We start from the raw sequence: 26496 nt of genomic DNA on the forward strand, positions 1-26496 counted from the left end.
TCACGGACGGGGGCGCGACGGCCGGGGCAGGCTCCCCGGGGCGCGCGCACAGGCAGGGCCACAGGCACCACAGCACGGCGACGGACGGAGGGCTGACGCATGGGGATCGAAGAGGCTCCCTCGGGATTCCTGCTGACGACGGTCGAGGACCTGGTCGGCTACTTCCGCAAGGGTTCGCTGTGGCCGGTGACGTTCGGCCTCGCGTGCTGTGCGATCGAGATGATGGCCGCGGGCGCCCCGCGGTACGACCTGTCGCGGTTCGGCATGGAGGTGTTCCGCGCGTCGCCGCGCCAGGCCGACCTCATGATCGTCGCGGGCCGCGTCAGCCAGAAGATGGCGCCCGTCGTGCGGCAGGTCTACGACCAGATGTCGGCGCCGAAGTGGGTGCTGTCGATGGGCGTGTGCGCCTCGTCGGGCGGCATGTTCAACAACTACGCGATCGTCCAGGGCGTCGACCACGTCGTGCCGGTGGACATCTACCTGCCGGGCTGCCCGCCGCGACCCGAGATGCTCATCAACGCGATCCTCACGCTGCACGAGCAGATCCAGAACGAGCCGCTCGGCGTGAACCGTCGTGAGGCCGCGGCCGCCGCCGAGGCCGCCGCGCTCGCGGCGACCCCCACCTCGCACATGACGGGCCTGCTGCGATGACCGACGAGACGAAGGACGCCGCAGCGGCCGCGAAGCCGGGCGACGCGGGCACCGGGGCCCAGGCGACCAGCGAGGCCGCGCTCGAGGCCGGCGGGCAGAACGTCCCGGCGAGCCCGCGCACGCCGCTCGAGGTCGTCGACGTCCGGCACGGCATGTTCGGCGCGCACGGGACGGGCGACACCTCGGGGTACGGCGGTCTCGTCGTCCCGGTCGTGCTGCCCGGGCCGAGCGAGCGGCCGTACGGCGGCTGGTTCGACGAGGTCGTCGACGTGCTGACCGAGGTCCTCGACGAGAACGGCACGGGCTTCGCGAACGCCGTGGAGTCGGTGGTCGTGGACCGCGAGGAGCTCACGCTGCACGTCGCGCGCGAGCACGTCGTCGCGGTCGCGAGCGCGCTGCGCGACGACCCGGACCTGCGGTTCGAGCTCAGCCTCGGCGTGAGCGGCGTGCACTACCCGCACGAGACGGGCCGCGAGCTGCACGCCGTCTACCACGTGGTGTCGGTGACCCACGGGCGTCGCCTGCGGTTCGAGGTCACGGCGCCCGACGCCGACCCGCACATCCCGTCGACGACGTCCGTCTACCCGGCCAACGACTGGCACGAGCGCGAGACGTACGACTTCTTCGGCATCGTCTTCGACGGCCACCCCGGCCTCGCGCGCATCGAGATGCCCGACGACTGGCCGGGCCACCCGCAGCGCAAGGACTACCCCCTCGGCGGCATCCCGGTCGAGTACAAGGGCGCGACCGTGCCGCCCCCGGACCAGCGGAGGTCCTACTCATGAGCACCCCCCACGCGACCGCGCACCTGGTCGACGACGACACGACGGGCGTCCCGACGTTCGAGGCGTCCGGCGGCGACTGGTCGGACATCGCCGAGGAGGCGGCGCGCCTCGGCGAGGAGCGCATCGTCGTCAACATGGGCCCGCAGCACCCGTCGACGCACGGCGTGCTCCGGCTCATGCTCGAGATCGACGGCGAGACGGTGACCGAGGCCCGCGCGGGCATCGGCTACCTGCACACGGGCATCGAGAAGAACATGGAGTACCGCACCTGGACCCAGGGCGTGACCTTCTGCACGCGCATGGACTACGTCGCGCCGCTGTTCCAGGAGGCCGCGTACTGCCTGGCGGTCGAGAAGCTGCTCGGCATCACGGACGACGTGCCCGAGCGCGCGACGGTCATCCGCGTCCTGCTCATGGAGCTCAACCGCATCGCGTCGCACCTCGTGTGCCTCGCGACGGGCGGCAACGAGCTCGGGGCGACGACGATCATGACCGTGGGCTTCACGGCCCGCGAGGAGGTCCTGCGGATCTTCGAGCTCATCACGGGCCTGCGCATGAACCACGCGTTCATCCGCCCCGGCGGCGTCGCGCAGGACATCCCGCCCGGCGCGATCGACACGATCCGTGAGGCGCTCACCACGATGCGCCACTACTTCACGCAGCTCGAAGACCTCATGATGGCGAACCCGATCCTCCACCTGCGCCTCAAGGAGGTCGGCTACCTCGGGCTGTCGGGCTGCATGGCGCTCGGGATCACCGGTCCGGTGCTGCGCTCCGCCGGCCTGCCGTACGACGTCCGCAAGGCGGCGCCGTACTGCGGCTACGAGACGTACGACTTCGACGTCCCGGTCGCGACCGAGGCGGACTCGTGGTCGCGCGTCGTCCTCCGCATGGAGGAGTGCTACCAGTCGATGAAGATCATCGAGCAGACGCTGGACCGGCTCCAGAAGATGGGCCCGGGGCCCGTCATGGTCGGCGACAAGAAGATCGCCTGGCCCGCGCAGCTCGCGATCGGGTCGGACGGCATGGGCAACTCGCTCGACCACATCAAGGAGATCATGGGCACCTCGATGGAGGCCCTGATCCACCACTTCAAGCTCGTCACCGAGGGCTTCCGCGTCCCGGCGGGCCAGGTGTTCCAGACCGTCGAGCACCCGCGCGGCGAGCTCGGCGTGCACCTCGTCTCCGACGGCGGCACGCGGCCGTACCGGGCCCACTTCCGGGACCCGTCGTTCAACAACCTGCAGGCCGTGTCGATCATGTGCGAGGGCGGGCAGGTGGCCGACGTGGTCGTCGCCGTCGCGTCGCTCGACCCGGTGCTCGGAGGGGTGGACCGCTGATGTCGGTCGAGGAGATCGGGGGCGCCCGCGTCCCGGGCGCGACGCACCGCACGTCGTTCGACGACGAGACGCGTGCGCGGCTGTCCGCGGACGCGGCGGTCATCAAGGCCCGCTACCCGCAGGAGCGCTCGGCGCTGCTGCCCCTGCTGCACCTCGTGCAGTCGGAGGACGGGTACGTGAGCCCGCGCGGCATCGCGTTCTGCGCGGCCGAGCTCGGGCTGACGACGGCCGAGGTCAGCGCGGTCGCGACGTTCTACACGCAGTACAAGCGGCACCCCAACGGCGACTACACGGTCGGGGTGTGCACGAACACGCTGTGCGCGGTCATGGGCGGCGACGCGATCTGGGAGGAGCTCTCCGACCACCTCGGCGTCGGCCACGACGAGACGACCGAGGACGGCGCGATCACCCTCGAGCGCGTCGAGTGCAACGCGGCCTGCGACTACGCGCCCGTCGTGATGGTCAACTGGGAGTTCTTCGACAACCAGACGCCGGACTCGGCGCGCGACGTCGTCGAGGCGCTGCGTGCGGGGACCCCCGTCGCACCGACCCGCGGTGCCGACCACGTCTGCACGTTCAAGGAGATGAGCCGCGTGCTCGCGGGCTTCTCCGACGGGCGCGCCGACGAGGGCGTGGGCGCAGGCCCGGCGACGCTGCGCGGCATCGAGCTCGCGCGGCAGGAGGGCTGGACCGCCCCGGCGTTCACCGACGAGGAGCGCACGCGCGCCGCCGAGCAGGCCCGGACTCCGGCGCGGGGCACCCCGCGTGCCGCGGCACCCGGAGCACCGGCGGGCGAGCGTCCCGCGTCCGCGGCCGAGCCCACCCCGGCGGGGACGCCCGCGCCGGGCGGCGAGCAGTCGAGCGCCGAGCGCCCGCCCGTGAGCGAGGGCGACGTCTCGGCCGAGCAGGAGCAGCGCAAGCAGTCCTCCGACGACGCGAAGGAGTCGTGATGGCGACGACCCTGGCCCCGGTCCTCACGGACACCTGGGACGCGGACCGGTCCTGGACGCTCGCCGCCTACGAGCGCGCGGGCGGCTACCGAGGCCTGCGCCGCGCGCTCGGCATGCAGGCGGCGGACGTCGTGACGATGGTCAAGGACTCCGGTCTGCGCGGCCGTGGCGGCGCCGGCTTCCCGACGGGCATGAAGTGGGGCTTCCTGCCCGCGCCCGACGGCGGCCCGCGCTACCTCGTGGTCAACGCGGACGAGTCCGAGCCGGGGACCTGCAAGGACATCCCGCTCATGATGGCCAGCCCGCAGCACCTCATCGAGGGCATGATCATCACGAGCTACGCGATCGGCTGCCACCACGCGTTCCTGTACGTGCGCGGCGAGGTCCTGCACGTGTACCGGCGGCTGCTGCGCGCGATCGAGGAGGCCCGCGCGGCGGGCTACCTGGGCTCGAACATCCTCGGTTCCGGGTTCGACCTCGAGATCACGCTGCACTCGGGTGCGGGTGCGTACATCTGCGGCGAGGAGACGGCGCTGCTCGACTCGCTCGAGGGCCTGCGCGGCCAGCCGCGGCTCAAGCCCCCGTTCCCCGCGGTCGCGGGCCTGTACGCGCGCCCGACGGTCGTGAACAACGTCGAGTCGATCGCGTCGGTGCCGGGCATCGTGCGCGGCGGCGCGGACTGGTTCAAGGGCATGGGCACGGAGCGCTCGACGGGCCACGGCCTGTTCAGCCTCTCGGGGCACGTCACGCGTCCCGGCCAGTACGAGGCGCCGCTCGGGATCACGCTGCGGGAGCTGCTCGACATGGCGGGCGGCATCCGCGAGGGCCACCAGCTGAAGTTCTGGACGCCCGGCGGGTCGTCGACGCCGCTGTTCACGGCCGAGCACCTCGACGTGCCGCTCGACTACGAGTCGGTCGGCGCCGCGGGGTCGATGCTCGGCACGCGTGCGCTGCAGATCTTCGACGAGACGACCTCGGTCGTGCGCGCGGTGACGCGTTGGACGGAGTTCTACAAGCACGAGTCGTGCGGCAAGTGCACCCCGTGCCGCGAGGGCACGTACTGGCTGGTCCAGGTCCTCAAGCGCATCGAGGCCGGTCAGGGCACCCACGCCGACATCGACCTGCTGCTCGACCTGTGCGACAACATCCTCGGGCGCGCGTTCTGCGCGCTCGGCGACGGCGCGACGAGCCCCATCACGTCGGCCGTGCAGTACTTCCGGGAGGAGTTCGAGGCGGGCACCCACACGCCCGCCGACGTCCTGTTCCCGCCCGAGCACAGCTCGCTGTTCACCTACGCCCCCCGGCGCGACCGGGCGGCCCTCGCGGGGGTGCACGCATGACCATCACGTCCTCCGGCCCGACGACGGCGACCCCGCTCGTCCCGGCCGCACCGGCGCCTGCCGCGCCCGAGCCGACGGACACGGTGACGTTCGAGATCGACGGGATCGAGACGACGGTGCCCAAGGGCACGCTCGTCATCCGCGCCGCCGAGCAGGTCGGCATCCAGATCCCGCGGTTCTGCGACCACCCGCTGCTCGCGCCGGCCGGCGCGTGCCGCCAGTGCCTCGTCGAGGTGTGGGCCCCGGGTCGCGACGGCAACCTCGCGAAGATGCCCAAGCCCCAGGCGTCGTGCACGCTCGAGGCCACGCCGGGCATGCAGGTCAAGACGCAGCACACGTCGCCCGAGGCCGACAAGGCGCAGCACGGCGTCATGGAGCTGCTGCTCGTCAACCACCCGCTCGACTGCCCGGTGTGCGACAAGGGCGGCGAGTGCCCGCTGCAGAACCAGGCGATGTCGAACGGCCGCGCGACGACGCGCTTCGTCGACGTCAAGCGCACGTTCCCGAAGCCCATCGCGATCTCGACGCAGATCCTGCTCGACCGTGAGCGCTGCGTCCTGTGCCAGCGCTGCACGCGGTTCTCGGAGGAGATCGCGGGCGACGTGTGGATCGACCTGCAGAAGCGCGGCGCGCAGCAGCAGATCGGCACGTTCGACACCGACGTCCTCGGGTTCGCGGGCGACACCCCGGTGGGCGCGGCGACGCAGGACACGTCGGGCCGCCCGTTCGCGTCCTACTTCTCCGGCAACACGGTGCAGATCTGCCCGGTCGGCGCCCTGACGAGCGCGGCGTACCGGTTCCGGTCGCGCCCGTTCGACCTGGTCTCGACGCCCGGGATCGCGGAGCACGACTCCCAGGGCTCGGCGATTCGCGTCGACCACCGCCGCGGCGTCGTGCTGCGGCGCCTCGCGGGCGACGACCCGGTGGTCAACCAGGAGTGGATCACCGACAAGGACCGCTTCGCGTTCACGTGGCAGTCCGCGCCGGACCGCATCACGACCCCGCTCGTCCGTAACGCGGCCGGTGAGCTCGAGCCCGCGTCGTGGATCGAGGCGCTCGACGTCGCGGCCGCGGGCCTGCGCGCGGCGCAGACGCCGTCCGACCCGCGGGAGACGGCGGCCGGGCTCGCCGCCCTCCCGGGTGGCCGCCTCACGCTCGAGGACGCGTACGCGTGGTCGAAGTTCGCGCGCGTCGCGCTCGGCACCAACGACGTCGACGGCCGCGCCCGCCCGCACTCCGCGGAGGAGGAGGCGTTCCTCGGCCACCACGTCGCGGGCCGCACGCTCGAGGTCACGTTCGGCGACCTCGTCGCGGCGCCCGCCGTGCTGCTCGTCGGGCTCGAGCTCGAGGAGGAGGCCGGCATCGCGTTCCTGCGGGTCCGCGAGCAGGTCGTCAAGAAGCGCACGCGCGTGCTGTCCGTCGCGCCGCTCGCAAGCCGCGGGCTCGAGCGGCTCTCCGGCACGCTGCTCGCGGCCGCCCCGGGCACCGAGGCGGAGGTGCTCGACGGGATCCACGCGGGCGCCGACGACGTGCTCGGCGACGCCGCGGCCGCGCTGGCTGCCGAGGGTGCCGTGGTGCTCGTGGGCGAGCGGCTCGCGTCGTCCCCGGGCGCGTACTCGGCCGCGCTGCGGCTCGCGGCCCGGACCGGCGCCCGCCTGGCGTGGGTGCCGCGTCGCGTCGGCGAGCGGGCCGCGGTCGAGACGGGCCTGCTGCCGAGCCTGCTGCCGGGCGGTCGCCCGGTCGCCGACTCGGGGGCGCGCGTCGACATCGCCGCCGTCTGGGGCGTCGAGCACCTGCCCGCCGAGCCCGGCCGGTCCGCGACCGAGATCCTCGCCGCGGCCCGCGCCGGCCTGCTCGGCGGGCTCGTCGTCGGCGGCGTCGAGCCGGCCGACCTGCCCGACCCGGCGATCGCCCGCGAGGCGCTCGACCGCGTGCCGTTCCTCGTGTCGCTCGAGGTGCGCCGCTCCGAGGTCACGGACCGCGCCGACGTGGTCCTGCCGGTCGCGCCGCCCGTCGAGAAGCCCGGCACGTTCGTCACCTGGGAGGGACGCCCGCGCCCCTTCACGCAGGCGCTCACGTCGCACTTCCTGCCCGACCACCGCGTCCTCGACCGGCTCGCCGACGCGCTCGGCGTCGAGCTCGGCACCGGGTCGCTCACGGCCGTGCACGCCGAGCTCGACCAGCTCGGCGGCTGGGACGGCGCCCGCGTCGACGCACCGTCCGTGCCCGCCGCGGAGCCGCCCGCCGTCGCCGCCGGGACCGCGGTCCTCGCGACGTGGCACCAGCTCCTCGACGACGGCCGCCTGCAGAGCGGCGAGCCGTTCCTCGCGGGCACGGCCAAGCGTCCGGTCGCGCGCGTCTCGGCGGCCACCGCCGCGTCGGTGGGCGTCACCGACGGGGGAGCGATCGCCGTGTCCACCGACGCCGGCACGATCACGCTGCCCGTCGTCGTCACCGACATGCCGGACCTCGTCGTCTGGCTCCCGACGAACGCGCCCGGCAGCGCCGTGCGCGACACGCTGCACGCCGACGCGGGCGACCTCGTCCGGATCGCCGCCGCGCCGGGTGAGGTCACCCGGGAGGAGACCGGCACCGGGCAGGATGCCGGTCGCAGTGCCCACGAGGAGGTCGGCGCATGACCCTGCAGCTCGCGGTCGACGGCACCACCGCCGTCGCGGCCGACTTCAGCAACGACAACTTCTGGATCTGGCTGCTCAAGGCCGTCGCGATCGTCGTCTTCCTGCTGACGAGCGTGCTGTTCGCGATCTGGTTCGAGCGCAAGGTCGTCGCGCGCATGCAGGTGCGGCCCGGGCCGAACGTGCACGGCCCGTTCGGCCTGCTCCAGTCGCTCGCCGACGCGATGAAGCTCCTGTTCAAGGAGGACGTCACCGTCAAGGCGGCCGACAAGCTCGTCTACATCGTCGCGCCGATGATCGCGGTGTTCTGCTCGCTGCTGACGTTCGCGGTCATCCCGTTCGGGCCGTCGGTCAGCATGTTCGGGATCGTCACGCCGCTGCAGCTCACCGACTTCCCGGTCGCGGTGCTGTACATCCTCGCGTGCGCGTCCGTCGGCGTGTACGGCATCGTGCTCGGCGGCTGGTCGTCCGGCTCGACGTACCCGCTTCTCGGCGCGGTCCGCTCGACGGCCCAGGTCATCTCCTACGAGCTCGCGATGGGCCTGTCGCTCGTCAGCGTCTTCATCCTCGCGGGGTCGATGTCGACGTCGGAGATCGTGAGCTCGCAGACGCAGGTCTGGTGGTTCCTGCCGCTGCTGCCCGCCTTCGTCCTCTACATCGTGTCGATGGTCGGCGAGACGAACCGCCTGCCGTTCGACCTCCCCGAGGCCGAGGGGGAGCTCGTCTCCGGCTACATGACCGAGTACTCGTCGATGAAGTTCGCGTGGTTCTTCCTCGCGGAGTACATCAACATGCTCAACGTCTCGGCCGTCGCGACGACGCTGTTCCTCGGCGGCTGGCGCGCCCCGTTCATCCCGGCGGACCACTTCCTGCAGACCGGCTGGTGGCCGATCCTGTGGTTCCTCGCCAAGCTCTGGGCGCTCATGTTCGTGTTCGTCTGGATCCGCGGCTCGGTGCTGCGCTTCCGGTACGACCAGTTCATGAAGCTCGGGTGGAAGGTGCTCATCCCGGCCGCGCTCGTGTGGGTCGTGTGCGTCGCGGTCGTGCAGGGCGTCCGGCAGTTCTCGGGCCTCGACCTGCGGACGCTGCTGTTCGTCCTCGCGGGGATCGTCGTGCTCGGCCTGCTCGTGTCGTTCGCGATCCCCGAGCGCAAGAAGCCCGCCGAACCGCCGAAGCCGTCCGGCCCGCAGCCGTTCGACCCCTACGCGGGCGGCTACCCCGTCCCGCCGCTGCCCGGCCAGGTGCTGCCGCCGTCGCCGCGCAAGCAGCGCACGGCCGCGCAGGCGGGCACGACCGACGTCCCCCAGGTCACGCAGGAGGTGCACGGTGGCTGACCAGCGCAAGCCCACCGGCAAGGCGGGCAAGCCCGGCGCGGAGCCGACCGCCGCCCGACCCGCCCAGGCGAAGCCCGCCGGCGCCGAGCCCGGCCGCACGGTCGCGCCGCGCCCGCGCGGCGGCGAGGTCGCGACGCCCGAGACCGAGGGCTACACCTCGCTCATCGAGCCCCGCACGGGCCTCGCCGAGGTGCTGGCACCCGTCGGCGGGTTCGGCGTCACGCTGTCGAACATGTTCCGCCCGACGGTCACGGAGCAGTACCCGTCGGAGAAGGTCCCCGCCAAGCCGCGGTACCACGGCCGCCACCAGCTCAACCGGTACGCCGACGGTCTCGAGAAGTGCATCGGCTGCGAGCTGTGCGCGTGGGCGTGCCCCGCGGACGCCATCTACGTCGAGGGCGCCGACAACACCCCGGACGCGCAGTTCAGCCCGGGGGAGCGGTACGGCCGCGTCTACCAGATCAACTACCTGCGCTGCATCTTCTGCGGGCTGTGCATCGAGGCGTGCCCGACGCGCGCGCTCACGATGACCAACGAGTACGAGCTCGCCGGGCCGACGCGCGCCGGGATGATCTGGGAGAAGCAGGACCTGCTCGCGCCGCTGCGCCAGGGCATGCTCTCCGCACCGCACCCGATGGTCGAGGGCACGAGCGACACCGAGTACTACCAGGGCAAGGTCACCGGCCCGGACGACGCGCAGCGCGCGTGGGTCGCCGAGCACCGCCCCGACGACCCGACGCTGCCCGGCGGCGCGGGCGTCGAGGCCGCGAACGTGCCCGGACCGACCGCCGCGGCGCAGGCCGCGCTCGCCGCCGCCGCGACCAAGCAGGGCTCCCGATGAGCGCGCTCCTCGGGCACGCGCTCAGCGCGGCACCGCTCGGCACGGCCGCGCTCGACGGCGGTGAGGCCGGCACCGGCGAGGCGGTCCTGTTCTGGGTGCTCGGTCCGATCATGGTGCTCGCCGCGCTCGGGCTGCTGTTCGCCCGGAAGGCCGTGCACGCGGCGATGTCGGTCGTCGTCGTGATGGTCTCGCTCGCGTTCCTGTACGTCGCGCAGGACGCGGTGTTCCTCGGTGTCGTGCAGGTCGTGGTCTACACGGGCGCCGTCATGATGCTGTTCCTGTTCGTGCTCATGCTCGTCGGCGTCGACGCGTCCGACTCGCTCGTCGAGACGATCCGCGGCCAGCGCTGGATCGGCGTGCTCGCCGGCGTCGGCCTGGGCATCGTGCTCGCGGGCGTCGTCGGCCGCGCCACGTACGGCCCGGCCCAGGGGCTCGACGCGGCGAACGAGGCGTCGAACCCGGTCGCGATCGCGCACGTCGTGTTCGGCGAGTACGTGCTCGCGTTCGAGGTCGTCGGTGCGTTGCTGGTCACGGCCGCGCTCGGCGCGCTCGTCTACACGCACCGTGCCCGGCTCGTCGCGCGCGTCGGCCAGAAGGAGCGCGCGGACGCGCGCGTCGCGGCCGGCGCCCACCCCGTGTCGCTGCCGGCGCCGGGCGTGTACGCGCGGCACAACGCCATGGACGTCCCCGCGCTCGGGCCCGACGGCCGGCCGATCGAGGAGTCCGTGCCCCGCGTGCTGCGCGTGCGCGGCCAGGAGGCCGACGCCGCGGAGTTCGCCGCGCGCATCGAGCGGGTGCAGGCGGGCCGACTGGCCGGCGGACGGTTCGCGTCGGACGACCCGGCGACCGGTGACGGCCCCACGCCGCCGCCCGCCGCGGACCCCGACGGCGCACGGGTCGGCGTGCCCGACCTGGACGCGGCCGTGAGCGACAGCGGCCAGGACGGACCGTCGACCGGACCCCGCGGGGTCGTCGGACAGGAGGACCAGGCGTGAGCCTCACCCACTACCTCGTCCTCGCCACGATCCTGTTCACGATCGGGGCGACGACGGTGCTGCTGCGGCGCAACGCGATCATCGTGTTCATGGGCGTCGAGCTCATGCTCAACGCGACGAACCTGATGCTCGTGACCTTCTCCCGGATCCACGGCGCGCTGACGGGCCAGGTCCTGGCGTTCTTCGTCATGGTCGTCGCCGCCGCGGAGGTCGTCGTCGGCCTCGCGATCATCGTCGCGATCTTCCGTACCCGGCGCTCGGCCTCGGTCGACGACGTGAACCTGCTCAAGAGCTGAGGGGCGGCCCGTGCACACCCTGACCACCCTCGCCGCGGCGCTGCCGGCCGAGTCGGTCGGCCACACCAGCGAGACGGTGACCGCCGGCGTGTTCCTCGTCGGCCCGCTGCTCATCGGGCTGCCGCTGCTGTCCGCCGCGGTCCTGCTGCTGCTCGGCCGCCGGGCGGACCGCTGGGGCCACTGGCTCGGCGTCCTCGCCTCGGCGGGCGCGTTCGTCGCCGGCGCCGTCGCGTTCCTCGCGCTGCTGGGCCGCCCCGCGGACCAGCGTGTCGTCGTCGTCGACCTCGGCCGCTGGCTCGACGCGGGAGCGTTCCACGTCGACGCGGGCTTCCGGCTGGACCCGCTGTCGCTGACGTTCGTGCTCCTCGTGACGTTCGTCGGCACGCTCATCCACGTCTACTCCGTGGCCTACATGGAGCACGACGACGCGCGCCGCCGGTTCTTCGCGTACCTCAACCTGTTCGTCGCGGCGATGCTGCTGCTCGTCCTCGCCGACTCCTACCTGCTGCTGTTCGTCGGGTGGGAGGGCGTCGGTCTCGCGTCGTACCTGCTCATCGGCTTCTGGAACCACCGCACGCCGTACGCGGTCGCCGCCAAGAAGGCGTTCGTCGCGAACCGCGTCGGCGACATCGGCCTGATCGTCGCGATGGGGATCATGGTCGCCCAGTTCGGGGCGCTCGACTTCGGCACCGTCGTCGGTGGCGCGTCCGAGCTGTCCGAGGGCACCGCGACCGCGATCGGCCTCATGCTGCTGCTCGCCGCGTGCGGCAAGTCGGCGCAGTTCCCGCTGCAGTCCTGGCTCGGGGACGCGATGGCCGGCCCGACGCCGGTGTCGGCGCTCATCCACGCCGCCACGATGGTCACCGCGGGCGTGTACCTGATCGTCCGCAGCGGCGCGATCTTCGACGCGGCGCCCACGGCACAGCTCGTCGTCGTGGTGGTCGGCGCGATCACCTTGCTGTTCGGGGCGATCGTCGGCTGCGCGAAGGACGACATCAAGAAGGCCCTGGCGGCCTCGACGATGTCGCAGATCGGCTACATGGTGCTCGCCGCCGGCCTCGGCCCGGTCGGCTACGCGTTCGCGATCTTCCACCTCGTCACCCACGGCTTCTTCAAGGCCGGGATGTTCCTCGGTGCCGGGTCGGTCATGCACGCGATGGACGACCAGGTCGACATGCGGCGCTTCGGCGGCCTCGCGCGCTACATGGTCATCACGTGGCTGACCTTCGGGGCGGGCTGGCTCGCGATCCTCGGGATCCCGCCGTTCTCCGGGTTCTTCAGCAAGGACAAGATCATCGAGGCCGCGTTCGTCCCCGTCGACGGCCAGCCGTGGCGCGCCTGGGTGTTCGGCACCGTCGCGCTGCTGGGCGCGGGCATCACCGCGTTCTACATGTCCCGGCTGTTCTTCATGACGTTCGAGGGCCAGCGGCGCTGGTCGGAGAAGGCCGACGGGTCGGCGCAGCACCCGCACGAGGCGCCCCGCCTCATGACGTGGCCCATGATCATCCTGGCCGTCGGGTCGGTCGGGCTCGGCGGGTTCCTCGCGCTCGGCGGACGCTTCGTCACCTGGCTCGAGCCCGTCACGGGGCACGTCGAGCACGAGGAGCCGGTGCTCCCCGCGTGGGTCCTCATCGCGCTGACGCTCGCCGTCGTCGTGCTCGGCCTCGTGCTCGCGTGGCGCCGTTACGCGGTGTCGCAGGTCCCGGTCGTCCCGCCGCTCGGCACCGCGCTCACCCGTGCGGCCCGCGTCGACCTGTACCAGGACTCGGTCAACGACGCCCTGCTCGTCGAGCCCGGCCAGCACCTCACCCGGTCGCTCGTGTTCGCCGACCGTGCGGTCGTCGACGGCACCGTCACCGGCGTCGGCCGCGCGACGGTCGGCCTCGGCGACCTCGCCCGCCGGGTCCAGACCGGCTACGTCCGCTCCTACGCCGCGACGACCGTGATCGGCCTGATCGTGCTCGTCGTCGCCGTCCTGGTCACCCAGAGCTGAGGGAGAGCCCCCACCGATGTCGACCTCCTTCCCCTGGCTGACCGCGCTGGTCGTGCTGCCCGTCCTCGGAGCGGTCGCCCTCTGGGCGCTGCCCGCGGGCTGGCGCGGCCGGACCCGCACGGTGGCGCTCGGGTTCGCGATCGCCGAGCTCGTCCTCGCCGTCGGCGCGCTGCTCGCGTTCGACACCGCGGACGCCGCCGTCCACCAGCTCACCGAGACGTACTCCTGGATCCCCGCGCTCGGCGTCTCGTACGCCGTGGGGGTCGACGGCGTCGGGCTCGTCCTCGTGCTCATGTCGGTCGTGCTCGTGCCGCTCGTCGTCCTGGCGGCGTGGCGCGAGCAGGGCTCGCTGACGGCACCGACGGACCGGCTCCGGCAGTACCTCGCGCTCGTCCTGCTGCTCGAGGCGTTCATCGTCCTCGTGTTCGCCGCGCGCGACGTGTTCCTGTTCTACGTCGTCTTCGAGGCGATGCTCATCCCCGTCTACTTCATGATCGGGATGTTCGGCGGGGAGCAGCGCCGATACGCCGCCGTGAAGTTCCTGCTGTACTCGCTCGCGGGCGGGCTCGTCATGCTGGTCGGCGTCATCGCGCTGTACCTCAACGGGCCGCGCGGCGCGGACGGCTTCCTCACCGAGAACCTCACCGGGCTGTCGCTCGACCCGACGCTCGAGAAGTGGCTCTTCCTCGCCTTCTTCCTCGCGTTCGCGATCAAGGCGCCGATGTTCCCGGTGCACACCTGGCTGCCCGACGCGGCACAGCAGGCCCCCGCCGGGACGTCGACGCTGCTCGTCGGCGTGCTCGACAAGGTCGGCACGTTCGGGATGCTCACGCTCTGCCTGCCGCTGTTCCCCGACGCGTCCCGCTGGGCGGCGCCGGTGGTCATCGTGCTCGCGGTCGTGTCGATCCTCTACGGCGCGCTGCTCGCGATCGGGCAGAAGGACCTCATGCGCCTCGTCGCGTACACGTCGGTGTCGCACTTCGGCTTCATCGTCCTGGGCATCTTCGCGTTCTCGTCGACGTCGATCGCGGGCTCGTCGTTCTACATGGTCAACCACGGCCTCTCGACGGGCGGGCTCTTCCTGGTCGTCGGGTTCCTCGCCGCCCGTCGCGGCTCGCAGCAGATCGCCGACTTCGGCGGCCTGCAGAAGGTCGTCCCGGTGCTCGCGGGCACGTTCCTCGTCATCGGCCTGTCGGCGCTGTCGCTGCCCGGCCTGTCGACGTTCGTCAGCGAGTTCCTCGTCCTCGTGGGCACGTTCACCCGGCACCCCGCGGCGGCGGTCGTCGCCTCGCTCGGCGTGGTCCTCGCCGCGATCTACGTGCTGTGGACGTACCAGCGCGTGTTCACCGGCCCGGTGCGCGAGGAGCTCGCGGCCACCCCCGACCTCGACGGGCGCGAGCGGTGGGTCGTCGGCCCGCTCATCGCGCTCATGCTCGTCTTCGGCTTCATGCCCGGCCCGGCGCTCGACCTCGTCCGGCCGCCCGCCGACGTCACGCTCCAGCAGGTCGGCGTCGAGCCGTACGTCGCTCCCCACGGCGCCCAGGAAGGGACCGACAAGTGAACGCGTTCACCGCGCCCGAGATCCCGTGGTCGCTGCTGAGCCCGGCGCTCATCGTCCTGCTCGCCGCGGTCGCGGGCGTGCTGGTCGAGGCGTTCGTCCCGGCCCGCGTGCGGCGGCCCGTGCAGGTCACGCTCGGTCTGGCCGCCCCCGCGGCGGCCCTGATCGCCGTCGCGGCGCTGTGGTCCGGCGTCGCGTCCGACGGCGGCACGGCCGTGCTCGGCGGCTCGCTCGTCGTCGACGGCCCGACCCTCGTGCTCCAGGGGACGATCGCGCTGCTCGCGCTGCTGTCGATCCTCGTCGTCGCGGACCGCACCGACACGGGCGAGGACGCGTTCGCGCCGTCCGCCGCGGCCGTGCCGAGCTCGGACTACGAGGAGCTCGCGCGTCGCCGCGGCCTGCAGCAGACCGAGGTCTACCCGCTGCTGCTCTTCGCGGTCGGGGGCATGCTCATCTTCCCCGCCGCGGGCGACCTGCTGACGCTGTTCGTCGCGCTCGAGGTGCTGTCGCTGCCGCTCTACCTGCTCACCGGCATGGCCCGGCGGCGGCGCCTGCTCTCGCAGGAGGCGGCGATGAAGTACTTCCTGCTCGGCGCGTTCGCGTCCGCGATCATGCTCTTCGGCATCGCGCTGCTGTACGGCTACTCGGGCTCGCTGCGGTACTCGGATATCGCGGAGCAGACGCTCCAGGTGACGGGGGTCGACGGCCTGCTGCTCGTCGGCGCGGTCCTCGTGCTCACGGGCCTGCTGTTCAAGGTCGGCGCCGTCCCGTTCCACACCTGGACGCCCGACGTCTACCAGGGCGCACCGACGCCCATCACCGGCTTCATGGCCGCGTGCACCAAGGTCGCCGCGTTCGGCGCGCTCCTGCGCATCGTCTACGTCGTGCTGCCGGACCTCGAGTGGGACCTGTCGGTGGTGCTCTGGACCGTCGCGATCGCGACCATGGTCGTCGGCACCGTCGCCGCGCTCGTGCAGACCGACATCAAGCGGATCCTCGCGTACTCGTCGATCGCGCACGCGGGCTTCATCCTCACGGGCATCGTGGCGCTCGACGAGTCCGCGATCCCGGCGGTGCTGTTCTACCTGCTGGCCTATGGCGCGGCGACGATCGGCGCGTTCGGCATCGTCTGGCTGGTGCGCGAGCGCGCGGCCGGCACCGGCGACGAGCCGGGTCCGGTGCTCGGCGAGGCGACGCGGCTGTCGCAGTGGGCGGGTCTCGGCCGCACGAACCCCGTGCTGGCCGTGACGTTCGCGCTGTTCCTGCTGTCGTTCGCGGGCATCCCGCTGACCGCCGGCTTCATCGGGAAGTTCGCGGTCTTCTCGGCGGCCGTCGAGGGCGGGGCGTGGCCGCTCGCCGTGGTCGGCGTGCTGTCGTCCGCCGCGGCCGCGTTCTTCTACGTCCGGATCATCGTGCTCATGTTCTTCGGCGGCGCCGGTGACGGCGGTGCGGACGACGCGACCGGGGCCGCACCCGCGGCCGTGGCCGACGCGCCCGTCGAGGCGCCGACGCCCGCCGGGACCACCGCGACGGCGACGCTCGTCGAGAAGTCGGCCGCCACGACCACGACGGTCGTCGGCAGCGAGGGGTTCGCGGTCGTCGCCGTCGCCGTGTGCGCGGTGCTCACCGTGGCGCTCGGCATCGTGCCGTCGCCGGTGCTCGACCTCATCGGCGACGTGGCGCAGCTGCTGCCGTGACGCTCCCCGCGAGGCTGTCCGACGCACCCTCGCGGGGAAGATAGGTTCGTGCCGTGACCACGACGACCGCCATCGCTCTGGCGGACCCTGCTCTGAGCGCCCGCCTCACCGACCGGCTGGCGCTCGTCGAGGAACGCCTGCGGGACGCCGTCACGCACGCCGACCAGCTCGCCGACGACGCCTCGCGGCACCTCGTCAACGCGGGCGGGAAGCGGCTGCGGCCGTTGCTCACGCTGCTCACCGCCGAGCTCGGCGACGGCGCGCGGCGCGAGGTCGTCGACGCGGCGACGGTCGTCGAGCTCACGCACCTCGCGACGCTGTACCACGACGACGTCATGGACTCGGCCCCGCTGCGCCGCGGGGCCCCCAGCGCGCACGAGGTGTGGGGCAACTCGGTCGCGATCCTCACGGGCGACCTGCTGTTCGCCCGCGCGTCGGCGACCGTGGCCGGGCTCGGGCCGGACGCCGTCCGCATCCAGGCGGCGACGTTCGAGCGCCTGTGCCTGGGCCAGCTCCACGAGACCGTCGGACCGCGTCCCGACGAAGACCCGGTCGAGCACTACCTGCAGGTCCTCGCCGACAAGACCGCGTCGCTCGTCGCGACGTCCGCCCGGTTCGGTGCGATGTTCGCCGGCTGCCGCCCCGACGTGGTCCGCACGGTCACCGCCTTCGGCGAGAAGATCGGCGTCGCGTTCCAGCTCGCCGACGACGTCATCGACCTCACGTCCGACGGCGCCGTCACCGGCAAGACCCCCGGCACCGACCTGCGCGAGCGCGTCCCGACGATGCCCGCGCTGCTGCTGCGCGCGCGTGCTGCGGCGCCCGACGCGTCGCCGGAGGACGTCGCGCTCGTGGCGCAGCTCGACGCGGACCTGTCGGGGGACGACGCCCTGGCGGCGGCCGTCGCGGCGCTGCGCGCGCACCCGGTGGTCGAGGAGACCCGGTCGCGGGCCGTCTCGCTCGCGCAGGAGGCCGTCGCCGAGCTCGCACCCCTGCCCGACGGTCCCGTGCAGGACGCGCTCGTCGCGTTCGCCGACGCGCTGGTGGACCGCGCGTCCTGAGCCGCGTCGACGCGTCCGCGCCCGCGCCGGTTGCGGCGGCCGCTCGCCCGCTGGGCCGTCCGGGGAGACCTGACGGGACATGCGGGACGTCCACGCCCACCGTCCGCACGATCTGGCAGCATGTCGGCGCGCGGACCCGCCCGAGGCCGCGACGGAGGTCACCGTGAGCACACCCCCGGTCGAGCCGCAGCGGCCTGCCGCCGCGCGCGGGACGGCGCGCCGGTCGGTCGCCGGCGGCGTGCCCGTCGCCCCCGACGAGGTCGCGCCCGTCGGACGCCGGTTCCTCGCGTACGTGGTCGACGGCGCCGTGCTCGGGGCGGTCTACGGCATCGGCACGGCGGTGGCCCTCGCGGCGGGCGCGGCGGACGGGCCGACGCCGCTCGCCTTCCTGCCGCTCGTGCTCGCGCTCCTCGTCGGCCTCGGCCAGTGGGGTGCGGAGGCGATCACCGGCGCGACCGTCGGGGGCGCGGCGCTGGGCATCCGGACGGTCGCCGTCCGGACCGGCCTCCCGGCGGGTCTGCTGGCGATCCTGCTGCGCAACCTCGTCGTGGCGGCGGGGGCGCTGGCGTGCCTCGTCGGTCAGGTCGTGGTGGTCGTGTCGGGGGTCTGGGACCGCGAGCCCGCGCAGCGGGGGTGGCACGACAAGGCCGCGGGCACGCTCGTCGTGCGGGCCGGTGCGCTGCGCCCGGCCGGTGCGGGACGCGGACGGCGGACGGCCGACGCGTCGCACCGGCCGCACGTCGACGCCCGGTCGGCCTGGGAGACGGCGGTCGCCCGTAGCGTGGACCCGGGCCGTCCGGTGCCGCCCGTCCCGGCCGACCCGACCGCCCCCGCGGCAGCGGAGCCTCCGCAGGCCCCGCCGCTCGCACCACCGCCGCCGTCCGCGCCGACGGGTGAGGTCGCGACGCCGCCCCGGCCCGCGTTCGTCGACGGCCCGCCGCCGACCGCCGTCGTGCCGGTCGTCCCGCCGCCCGCGCCGCTCGGCGGCGGCCTCGTCGACGTCCCCGCGGGGATCGCGGACGCCCCCCGACGCGACCCGCGCACGGGCGGTCCCGTCATCGACGCCGTGCCGGGCGGACCCGGCCCGGCCGCGCCGCCCTCGACGTCCCCGGGCCTGGTCGAGGTGCCGCCGGCGTTCACCGGCGCGGTCCCGCTCGTGCCGGTCGCACGGCGGCCCGGCCTGGGGCCCGTCGGGCAGCCGGGCGACGCGGAGCCCACGCGCCGGCGGGACGAGGTCGAGCCCGCCGTCGCGCCGGTCGAGGGCCCCGGGGACGCGGAGCCCACGCGCCGGCGGGACGAGGTCGAGCCCGCCGTCGCGCCGGTCGAGGGCCCCGGGGACGTCGAGCACACGCGTCTGCGGGACGCGGGCGGGGTCGGCTCCACCTCGGGAGGGCTCGGCGACCTCGAGCACACCCGACTGCGGGGCGACGCGCCCGGTCCACGCGAGCAGGGCGGGACGGGCGTGCTGCGGCTGGTGTTCGACACGGGCCAGCGGGTCGTCGTCGAGGGCGACGGGCTGGTCGGCCGCGACCCGTCGGACGCCGGCGCCACCCACGTGGTCGCCGTGGACGACCCGCAGCGGTCGGTGTCGAAGGTCCACCTCGCGTTCGGCCCCGTGGACGGTGGTCGGCTCTGGGTGGTCGACCGCGGCTCGACGAACGGCACGTTCCTCGTCGGCCCCGACGGCCGTGGTGCCGCGCTCGCGGCGGGCGCGCGTGCGGTCGTGGAGGCGGGCTGGACGATCCGCTTCGGGCAGCGCACGGTGCGCGTCGAGCGCGTCTGACCGCCGCGGACGCGCGCACGTGCGGACCGGGGGGCCGGGCCGGCACCTGGGGCGTTCCCGACGAACGGCACCGTCGCACGCCCGGCGCGCCGTAGCATGAGCGCGGCGGTCGCTGGCCGCCCTCCCGACGGCGGGCCATCGCCGAGGAGCGAACCCGCTGTGAGGTGGACGTGACGGCGCCGTCGGACGAGTCGGTGCAGCCGGCCGTGGCCGGCGTCCGGGTCGACGTGGGCGTCGCGACGGACCGCGGTCGCCGCGACTCCAACGAGGACGCGTCGCTCGCGTCGGGCGGCGTGTACGTCGTCGCGGACGGCATGGGCGGGCACGAGGCGGGCGAGGTCGCGAGCAGCCTGGCGGTCGAGTCCCTGCGGCCGCTGGTCGGGACGGCGCCCGACGTCGCGACGGTGTCGCGCACGTTGCGCGACGCGCACGCCCGCGTACGGGACCTGCCGTCGTCGTCGTCCCGCCGGCCGGGCACGACGATCACGGGCGTGATCCTCACGGAGCACGAGGACGTGCCGTGCTGGGTCGTGCTCAACGTCGGCGACTCGCGCACCTACCGGATGATCGGCGGGGTGCTGGAGCAGGTCACGGCGGACCACTCGGAGATCGCGGAGCTCGTCGCGAGCGGGCTCGTCCCGGCGGACGCGGCGGCCCGCCACCCGCGCCGGCACGTCGTCACGCGCGTCCTCGGCGGCGGTGCGTCGGACGTCGACCCGGACGTGTGGTTGTTCCCGGTGAGCCCGGGCGACCGCATGGTCGTGTGCTCCGACGGCCTGACGGACGAGCTGACGGACCGCCGGATCGAGGTCGAGCTGCGCGCGGCGGGCTCGGCGCAGGAGGCCGCGGACCGGCTGGTCGCGGCGGCGCTCGCGGCCGGCGGGCGCGACAACGTGACGGTCGTCGTGGTGGACGCCACGGTGCCGCGCCGCTGAGCGGCGGTCAGGCGCGCGCTGCGTGCCTGCGCGGGTGCAGCCGGTGGCGCAGCCCGTCGACGGTCAGCAGGGCGAGCGCGACCCACACCAGCGCGAACCCCCACCACCGGGCGACGGGCATCTGCTCGTGCAGCACGACGACGCCGATGAGGAACTGCAGCATCGGGGCGAGGTACTGCAGGAGGCCGACGACGCTGAGCGGGAGGCGGCGTGCGGCGGAGTTGAACAGCAGGAGCGGCACGGCGGTGACGACGCCGGAGGACACGAGCGCGACGGCGTGCCACGGCCCGTACGCGGCGAACGTGCCGGTGCCGTCGACGCCGAGGACGACGAGGTACCCGAGCGCGAGCGGGGCGAGCAGGAGCGTCTCGGCGGCCATGCCGGGGACGGCGGCCACGCTCCGGCCGACGCGGTTCTTGAGCAGGCCGTAGAACCCGAAGCTGAGGGCGAGCGTGAGGGCGATCCACGGGAGCTGCCCGTAGCCGGCGGTGATGACGACGACGGCGAGCGCGCCGAACCCGAGCGCGACCCACTGGGCGGTCCGGAGCCGTTCGCGCAGCACGAGGACCGCGAGGGCGACCGTGACGAGCGGGTTGATGAAGTAGCCGAGGGCGGCGTCGACGACGCGGTCGGTGAGCACGCCGAACACGAACACGAGCCAGTTGACGGCGAGGAGCACGGCGGCGACGGCGAGCAGGCCGAGCGTGCGACGGTCGCGCAGGGCCGCGACGAAGCCCGGCCACGTGCGGGTCACGAGCAGGAGCGCGAGGCAGAACAGCAGCGACCAGACGACCCGGTGGGCGATGATCTCGACGGCGCCGGCGGGCTGGAGCAGCGGGAAGTACAGGGGCAGGACGCCCCACAGCGCGTAGGCGGTGATCCCGGCGGCGAGCCCGCCGCGTGCGGCGGGGGTGCTCGGCGCGGCGGTGGACGGTGCGGCGGTGGACGGCGAGGCGGTGGGCGGCGTGCTCGCGGCGGGGGAGTCGGGGGCGGCGTCGGGGGTCGTCGCGGCGGGGAGGGGACCCGCTGCGTTGGGTGTTCGGGGCACCTGTCGAGCGTAAGCGCTCCGCTCCGGCGCCAAACCGGACGCTTGTCTTGCATCATGGACCCGCGGTCCAGATCGTGAAACGGGTGAGGCGACCCTCACCCCCCGACCTAGACTGTTCGCCGCACGGCCGCGTCGGCATGCCCGCTGCGTCCCGGTAACGTCCACCGCTGGACCCACCCGTCCGCGGTGCGGACGACCGCTCCCCGATCGGAAGGCGAACCGTCCCGTGAGCACCCCGACCCTGCGCGTCGCCGTCGTCGGCGCCGGACCGGCCGGCATCTACGCCGCCGACATCCTGTCGAAGACGGACCTCGACGTCAGCATCGACCTGTTCGAGCGCCTGCCCGCGCCGTTCGGCCTGGTGCGCTACGGCGTCGCGCCGGACCACCCGCGCATCAAGCAGATCATCGTGGCGCTGCACAAGGTGCTCGAGCGCGGCGACATCCGCCTCCTCGCGAACGTCGACTACGGCACCGACCTGAAGCTCGACGACCTGCGCCAGTTCTACGACGCGGTGATCTTCTCGACCGGCTCGATCCGCGACGCCGCGCTCCCGATCCCCGGCATCGACCTCGACGGCTCGTACGGCGCCGCGGACTTCGTGTCCTGGTACGACGGCCACCCCGACGTCCCGCGCACGTGGCCGCTCGAGGCGCAGCACGTCGCCGTGCTCGGCGCCGGCAACGTCGCGCTCGACGTCGCGCGCATCCTCGCCAAGCACGCGGACGACCTGCTGCCGACCGAGGTGCCGGCCAACGTCTACGACATCCTCAAGGCGTCGCCCGTCACCGACGTGCACGTCTTCGCGCGCCGCGGCCCGGCACAGGTGAAGTTCTCGCCGCTGGAGCTGCGCGAGCTCGGACACGTGCCGGACGTCGACGTCATCGTCTACCCCGAGGACTTCGAGTTCGACGAGGGCTCGATGGCCGCGATCCACTCCTCGAACCAGACCAAGCAGGTCGTCAAGACCCTCACGGACTGGACGCTCAAGGAGCCCGAGGAGCTCACGGCGAGCCGCCGCATCCACCTGCACTTCCTGCACAAGCCGGTCGAGGTGCTGGGCGAGGACGGCAAGGTCGTCGGGCTGCGCACCGAGCGCACCGCGCTCAACGGCGACGGCAACGTCACGGGCACGGGCCAGACGCACGACTGGCCGGTCCAGGCCGTCTACCGGGCTGTCGGCTACTTCGGGTCGCCGCTCGTCGACATCCCGTTCGACGACGTCGCGGGCGTCATCCCGAACCGCGAGGGTCGCGTCGTGGACGTCGACGGCGAGCACATCCCGGGCGTCTACGCGACGGGCTGGATCAAGCGCGGCCCGGTCGGCCTCATCGGCCACACCAAGTCCGACGCGTCGGAGACGATCCGCCACCTCGGCGAGGACGTCGCGGCCGGCGGTGACGCGTTCTACACCGCGTCCGAGCGTGAGCCGAAGGCCGTCGACGAGTTCCTCGCCGCGCGCGGCGTCGACGTCGTCACGTGGACCGGCTGGGAGCTGCTCGACGCGTGGGAGAAGTCCCTCGGCGAGCCGCACGGCCGTGAGCGCGTCAAGGTCGTCCCGCGCGAGGACATGGTCGCGATCTCGCTCGGCCGCAGCCTGCCGACCGCCTGACCGCACGCAGCACGTCACGAGGCCCGGCCCCCGCGAGGGGTGCCGGGCCTCGTCGCGTCGACGGCGGGTCTCCGGCGCGATGACGCTCGTGGCCGGCGTGTCGGCCGCGGTGCCGGGGCGTCACGCGTGCAGCCGGCGCAGGAACTCGCGCGTCCGCTCCTCCTGCGGGTCGCCCAGCACCTGCGCGGCGGTCCCGCGCTCGTGCACCCGCCCGGCGTGCAGGAAGCACACCTCGTCCGCGACCTCGCGCGCGAACCCCATCTCGTGCGTCGCGACGACCATCGTGAGCCCGGTCGACTTGAGCTCGACGAGCAGGTCGAGCACCTCGCCGACGAGCTCGGGGTCGAGTGCGCTGGTGACCTCGTCGAGCAGCATGACGGCGGGCCTGCCGAGCAGCGCGCGGGCGATCGCGACGCGCTGCTGCTGCCCGCCGGACAGCTCGTCGGGGAACGCGCGCGCCTTGTCGGCGAGGCCGACGCGCTCCAGGACGGCCATCGCCTCGGACTCGGCCTGGGCGCGCGGGGTGCGGTGCACGAGCCGCGGCGCGAGCGTGACGTTGTCGAGCACGCGCAGGTGCGGGAAGAGGTTGTACGACTGGAACACCATGCCGATGCGGGCGCGCACGGCGTTCGCGTCGAGCCGCGGGTCGGTGATGTCCTGCCCCTCGAGCTCGATGACGCCGTCGTCGACGTCCTCGAGCAGGTCGACGCACCGCAGCAGGGTGGACTTGCCGGAGCCGGACGCGCCGATGAGGACCACGACGCGGTGCGCCTCGACGTCGAGCGACAGGTCGTCGAGCACGACGTGCGCGCCGAACGCCTTGCGCAGCCCGCGCACGCGCAGCAGGGGAGCGTCGGTCATCGCAGCGCCCCGCCGCCCGCGAGCGCCCCTTGCGCGCCGAGCCAGCCGGAGCGGCGAGCGAGGACGTCGGTGAACCGCGTGAGGGGGATCGTCAGGAGCACGAACAGGACGCCCGCGACGACGTACGGCGTGAAGTTGGCGTAGCGCGCGGTCTCGATCTGCGCGGCGCGGACCGCGTCGATCGCGCCGAGGATCGAGATGAGCCCGGAGTCCTTCGACAGCGCGACGAGGTCGTTGAGCAGCGGCGGCACGACGCGGCGGACGGCCTGCGGGAGCACGACGTGCCGCATCGCCTGGCCGCGCGTGAGCCCGAGCGAGCGGGCGGCGGCGACCTGCGACGGGTGCACGGACTCGATGCCGGCGCGGAACACCTCGGCGACGTACGCGGAGTACGTGAGGACGAGTGCGAGCCCGCCGAGCACGACGGCGGACGTCGGGACGCCCTGCAGCCGCAGGCCCGGCAGGCCGAACCCGACGAGCAGCAGCACGAGGATGAGCGGCAGCCCGCGGAACACGTCGACGTACCCGGTCGCGAGCGCGCGCAGCGGGAAGAAGACCGGGCCGCGCAGCGTGCGCGCGAGCGCGAGGCCGAGCGCGACGACGACGATGACGACCGCGCAGACGGCCATGACGCGGATGTTCAGCCACAGCCCTTCGAGCACCGCGGGCAGCGACGCGCGCGCGACCTCGGGGTCGAAGAACGAGGCCTTGACCCGCGGCCACCCGGGCGACGAGACGAGCCCGAGCACCGCGACGGCGGTCAGCGCGACCGTCGAGACGATCGCGACCGCGGTCGAGCGGCGCGCCCGCGAGCGCCGGTAGGCGTCGCGGGCGCGCTGGTGCTCCGACGGCTCCCAGGCGACCGGGGCCGCCGCCGCTCCGGTCGTCACTTCAGGACGGGGGCGCCCGCGGCGTCGGTCAGCCACTGCGCCTCGAGCTCGGCGAGCGTGCCGTCCTCGCGCAGCGCGTCGACCGCGGCGGACACGTCGGCGGTCAGCGGGCTCTCGAGGTCGAGGACGAGGCCGAACTGGTCGCCGCCCGCGCTGCCCGGGAGCTGCCCGACGAGCACGCCGCCGTCGAGCTCGGCCGCGGTGATGTAGAGGGCGGTCGGCAGGTCGACGACGATCGCGTCGACGAGGCCCGACGTGAGCGCCTGCTTCACCTGGTCGTTGTCGTTGAACGGCGAGACCGGGGTGGTCGGGGCGATGGTGTTCTGCGCGGCGGTCAGGCTGGTCGAGCCGACCATCGCGCCGATCCGCACGTCCTTGAGGTCGGCGAGAGCGGCCGCGTCGGCGGCGGGGGAGCCCTCGAGCGTCACGACGGCCTGCGTCGTCTCGTAGTACGGGGAGGAGAACGCGAGGTTCTTCCTGCGCTCGTCGCTGATGGACACCTGGTTGATCGCGAAGTCGTAGCTCTTCGCGCCCGGCGCGATGATCTGGTCGAAGCTCGCGACGGTCCACTCGACGGTGTCGGCGTCGTAGCCGAGCTGCTCGGCGACCGCGTACGCGACCGCCGACTCGAAGCCCTCACCGCTGCTGGGGTCGTTGTCGACGACCCACGGCTCGTAGGCCGGGTCGGACGTGGCGATCGTCAGCACGCCGTCCTGCACGGTGGCGAGCCCGTCGGCGGTCGACGTCGCGTCGCCGGTCGGCTCGTCGTCGACCGGGGCACAGGCTGCGACCGCGAGCGTGGCGACGACGGCGGCGGTCAGGGCGGTCCAGCGGGCTGTGCGCATCACGGGCTCCGGGGCTCAGGAGGGGTGGTGGGTGCGTCGTCGGCGTCGTCGGCGGGACGTGGAGCACACAATACGAGGGAACCCGCGGGTCACGGCCCGCGTTGGTCGGGTGCGAGACGCGGGAAGGAACGGGTGCGCGCGATGGGACACCAGCACTTCAACGGGCTGAAGACGGCGGCGCTGTTCGGGGCCCTGTGGGCGGTGCTGCTCGGCATCGGGTGGCTGCTCGGCGGCGGGACGCCGAAGTACCTCCTGATCTTCGCGGGCCTGGGCCTCGTGATGACCGCGTACTCGTACTGGAACTCGGACAAGATCGCGATCCGTGCGATGCGGGCGCGACCGGTCAGCGAGATCGAGCAGCCCGCGATGTACCGCATCGTCCGCGAGCTCTCCACGCAGGCCCGGCAGCCGATGCCGCGGCTGTACGTGTCGCCGACGGCCGCGCCGAACGCGTTCGCGACGGGCCGCAACCCGCAGAACGCGGCCGTGTGCTGCACCGAGGGCATCCTGCACCTGCTCGACGAGCGCGAGCTGCGCGGCGTCCTGGGCCATGAGCTCATGCACGTCTACAACCGCGACATCCTCACGTCGTCGGTCGCGGCGGCCGTCGCGGGCGTCGTCACGTCGCTCGCCCAGCTCGCGCTGTTCTTCGGCGGCGGCTCCGACCGCGACCGCGGCGGCAACCCGCTCGCGGGGCTGCTGCTGGCCCTGCTCGCCCCTCTCGCTGCGACGCTCATCCAGCTCGCCATCAGCCGCACGCGCGAGTACGACGCCGACGAGGACGGCGCACGCCTCACCGGGGACCCGCTGGCGCTCGCGTCGGCGCTGCGCAAGCTCGAGTCCGGCACCAAGGCGCGCCCGCTGCCGCAGGACCGCGAGCTCGTCGACGTGTCCCACCTGATGATCGCGAACCCGTTCTCCGGCCAGGGCCTGGCCCGCATGTTCGCGACGCACCCTCCGATGGCGGAGCGCATCGCGCGGCTCGAGAAGCAGGCGGGCACGACGGGCGGCATCACGCGGTACTGACCGCACCGGTCTCTCCTCG

22 protein-coding genes are annotated in these 26496 nt (G+C 73.6%); 18 read left to right on the forward strand and 4 right to left on the reverse strand.

Annotated features, from left to right (window positions below; all coding sequences use genetic code 11):
• The first annotated feature begins 99 nt into the window (after positions 1–99).
• From OOT42_RS05035 to OOT42_RS05110, 16 genes are all read left to right on the forward strand, one after another.
• Positions 100–651, forward strand: coding sequence for a NuoB/complex I 20 kDa subunit family protein (locus tag OOT42_RS05035; RefSeq protein WP_124344448.1), 552 nt, complete (start codon positions 100–102; stop codon positions 649–651).
• Positions 648–1436: an NADH-quinone oxidoreductase subunit C gene (locus OOT42_RS05040; RefSeq protein ID WP_273653853.1), complete on the forward strand. Its 789-nt coding sequence runs from the start codon at positions 648–650 to the stop codon at positions 1434–1436. Before OOT42_RS05035 ends, OOT42_RS05040 begins: the two co-directional genes overlap by 4 nt.
• Positions 1433–2776, forward strand: a complete 1344-nt coding sequence (locus tag OOT42_RS05045; protein WP_273653854.1) for an NADH-quinone oxidoreductase subunit D — start codon at positions 1433–1435, stop codon at positions 2774–2776. The genes OOT42_RS05040 and OOT42_RS05045 overlap by 4 nt, the downstream gene beginning before the upstream one ends.
• Positions 2776–3726, forward strand: a complete 951-nt coding sequence (gene nuoE / locus OOT42_RS05050) for an NADH-quinone oxidoreductase subunit NuoE (RefSeq protein WP_273653855.1) — start codon at positions 2776–2778, stop codon at positions 3724–3726. The genes OOT42_RS05045 and nuoE overlap by 1 nt, the downstream gene beginning before the upstream one ends.
• On the forward strand, positions 3726–5066 hold the full coding sequence (gene nuoF / locus OOT42_RS05055) for an NADH-quinone oxidoreductase subunit NuoF (RefSeq protein ID WP_273653856.1): 1341 nt from the start codon (positions 3726–3728) through the stop codon (positions 5064–5066). The genes nuoE and nuoF overlap by 1 nt, the downstream gene beginning before the upstream one ends.
• Positions 5063–7705, forward strand: a complete 2643-nt coding sequence (locus OOT42_RS05060) for an NADH-quinone oxidoreductase subunit G (protein WP_273653857.1) — start codon at positions 5063–5065, stop codon at positions 7703–7705. The genes nuoF and OOT42_RS05060 overlap by 4 nt, the downstream gene beginning before the upstream one ends.
• A complete protein-coding gene (gene nuoH, locus OOT42_RS05065) occupies positions 7702–9036 on the forward strand; it encodes an NADH-quinone oxidoreductase subunit NuoH (protein ID WP_273653858.1) in 1335 nt (444 codons plus the stop codon). Before OOT42_RS05060 ends, nuoH begins: the two co-directional genes overlap by 4 nt.
• Positions 9037–9199: 163 nt before the next feature.
• Complete coding sequence (nuoI, locus tag OOT42_RS05070) at positions 9200–9877, forward strand: NADH-quinone oxidoreductase subunit NuoI (protein ID WP_273654781.1); 678 nt, start codon at positions 9200–9202, stop codon at positions 9875–9877.
• Positions 9874–10872, forward strand: a complete 999-nt coding sequence (locus tag OOT42_RS05075; protein WP_273653859.1) for an NADH-quinone oxidoreductase subunit J — start codon at positions 9874–9876, stop codon at positions 10870–10872. The genes nuoI and OOT42_RS05075 overlap by 4 nt, the downstream gene beginning before the upstream one ends.
• Positions 10869–11168, forward strand: a complete 300-nt coding sequence (gene nuoK / locus OOT42_RS05080; protein ID WP_273653860.1) for an NADH-quinone oxidoreductase subunit NuoK — start codon at positions 10869–10871, stop codon at positions 11166–11168. Before OOT42_RS05075 ends, nuoK begins: the two co-directional genes overlap by 4 nt.
• Before the next feature lie 10 nt (positions 11169–11178).
• The gene (nuoL, locus tag OOT42_RS05085; protein WP_273653861.1) at positions 11179–13161 is read left to right on the forward strand and encodes an NADH-quinone oxidoreductase subunit L; all 1983 of its coding nucleotides are present in this window, start codon (positions 11179–11181) and stop codon (positions 13159–13161) included.
• A gap of 16 nt (positions 13162–13177) precedes the next feature.
• Complete coding sequence (locus OOT42_RS05090) at positions 13178–14722, forward strand: NADH-quinone oxidoreductase subunit M (protein ID WP_273653862.1); 1545 nt, start codon at positions 13178–13180, stop codon at positions 14720–14722.
• Positions 14719–16416 carry an NADH-quinone oxidoreductase subunit NuoN gene (gene nuoN, locus OOT42_RS05095; RefSeq protein ID WP_273653863.1) on the forward strand — a complete coding sequence of 566 codons (1698 nt, stop codon included), beginning with the start codon at positions 14719–14721 and terminating at the stop codon, positions 16414–16416. The genes OOT42_RS05090 and nuoN overlap by 4 nt, the downstream gene beginning before the upstream one ends.
• A 53-nt stretch (positions 16417–16469) precedes the next feature.
• A complete protein-coding gene (locus OOT42_RS05100) occupies positions 16470–17477 on the forward strand; it encodes a polyprenyl synthetase family protein (protein ID WP_273653864.1) in 1008 nt (335 codons plus the stop codon).
• A 163-nt stretch (positions 17478–17640) separates the two neighbouring features.
• Positions 17641–19260 carry an RDD family protein gene (locus OOT42_RS05105; RefSeq protein ID WP_273653865.1) on the forward strand — a complete coding sequence of 540 codons (1620 nt, stop codon included), beginning with the start codon at positions 17641–17643 and terminating at the stop codon, positions 19258–19260.
• A gap of 170 nt (positions 19261–19430) precedes the next feature.
• Positions 19431–20195: a PP2C family protein-serine/threonine phosphatase gene (locus OOT42_RS05110; RefSeq protein WP_273653866.1), complete on the forward strand. Its 765-nt coding sequence runs from the start codon at positions 19431–19433 to the stop codon at positions 20193–20195.
• Positions 20196–20202: 7 nt separating this feature from the next.
• Here OOT42_RS05110 and rarD read toward each other — a convergent pair whose 3' ends face one another.
• Positions 20203–21243: an EamA family transporter RarD gene (rarD, locus tag OOT42_RS05115; protein WP_423775962.1), complete on the reverse strand. Its 1041-nt coding sequence runs from the start codon at positions 21241–21243 to the stop codon at positions 20203–20205.
• A 226-nt stretch (positions 21244–21469) separates the two neighbouring features.
• Here rarD and OOT42_RS05120 point away from each other — a divergent pair, with 226 nt between their 5' ends.
• A complete protein-coding gene (locus tag OOT42_RS05120; protein WP_273653867.1) occupies positions 21470–22855 on the forward strand; it encodes an FAD-dependent oxidoreductase in 1386 nt (461 codons plus the stop codon).
• A gap of 120 nt (positions 22856–22975) precedes the next feature.
• Here the strand turns inward: OOT42_RS05120 and OOT42_RS05125 are convergent, their stop codons facing one another.
• Genes OOT42_RS05125 through OOT42_RS05135 form a run of 3 tightly spaced genes read right to left on the reverse strand, consistent with a single transcriptional unit; the run spans position 22976 to position 25451 of the window.
• A complete protein-coding gene (locus OOT42_RS05125) occupies positions 22976–23716 on the reverse strand; it encodes an amino acid ABC transporter ATP-binding protein (RefSeq protein WP_273653868.1) in 741 nt (246 codons plus the stop codon).
• Positions 23713–24606, reverse strand: coding sequence for an amino acid ABC transporter permease (locus OOT42_RS05130; RefSeq protein ID WP_273653869.1), 894 nt, complete (start codon positions 24604–24606; stop codon positions 23713–23715). The genes OOT42_RS05125 and OOT42_RS05130 overlap by 4 nt, the downstream gene beginning before the upstream one ends.
• A complete protein-coding gene (locus OOT42_RS05135) occupies positions 24603–25451 on the reverse strand; it encodes an ABC transporter substrate-binding protein (RefSeq protein ID WP_273653870.1) in 849 nt (282 codons plus the stop codon). The genes OOT42_RS05130 and OOT42_RS05135 overlap by 4 nt, the downstream gene beginning before the upstream one ends.
• Before the next feature lie 141 nt (positions 25452–25592).
• Between OOT42_RS05135 and htpX the strand changes: the two genes are divergently transcribed.
• Positions 25593–26477: a zinc metalloprotease HtpX gene (gene htpX / locus OOT42_RS05140; protein WP_273653871.1), complete on the forward strand. Its 885-nt coding sequence runs from the start codon at positions 25593–25595 to the stop codon at positions 26475–26477.
• Positions 26478–26496 lie beyond the last annotated feature (19 nt).

Source organism: Cellulomonas fimi, from assembly GCF_028583725.1.
Classification (GTDB): domain Bacteria; phylum Actinomycetota; class Actinomycetes; order Actinomycetales; family Cellulomonadaceae; genus Cellulomonas; species Cellulomonas fimi_B.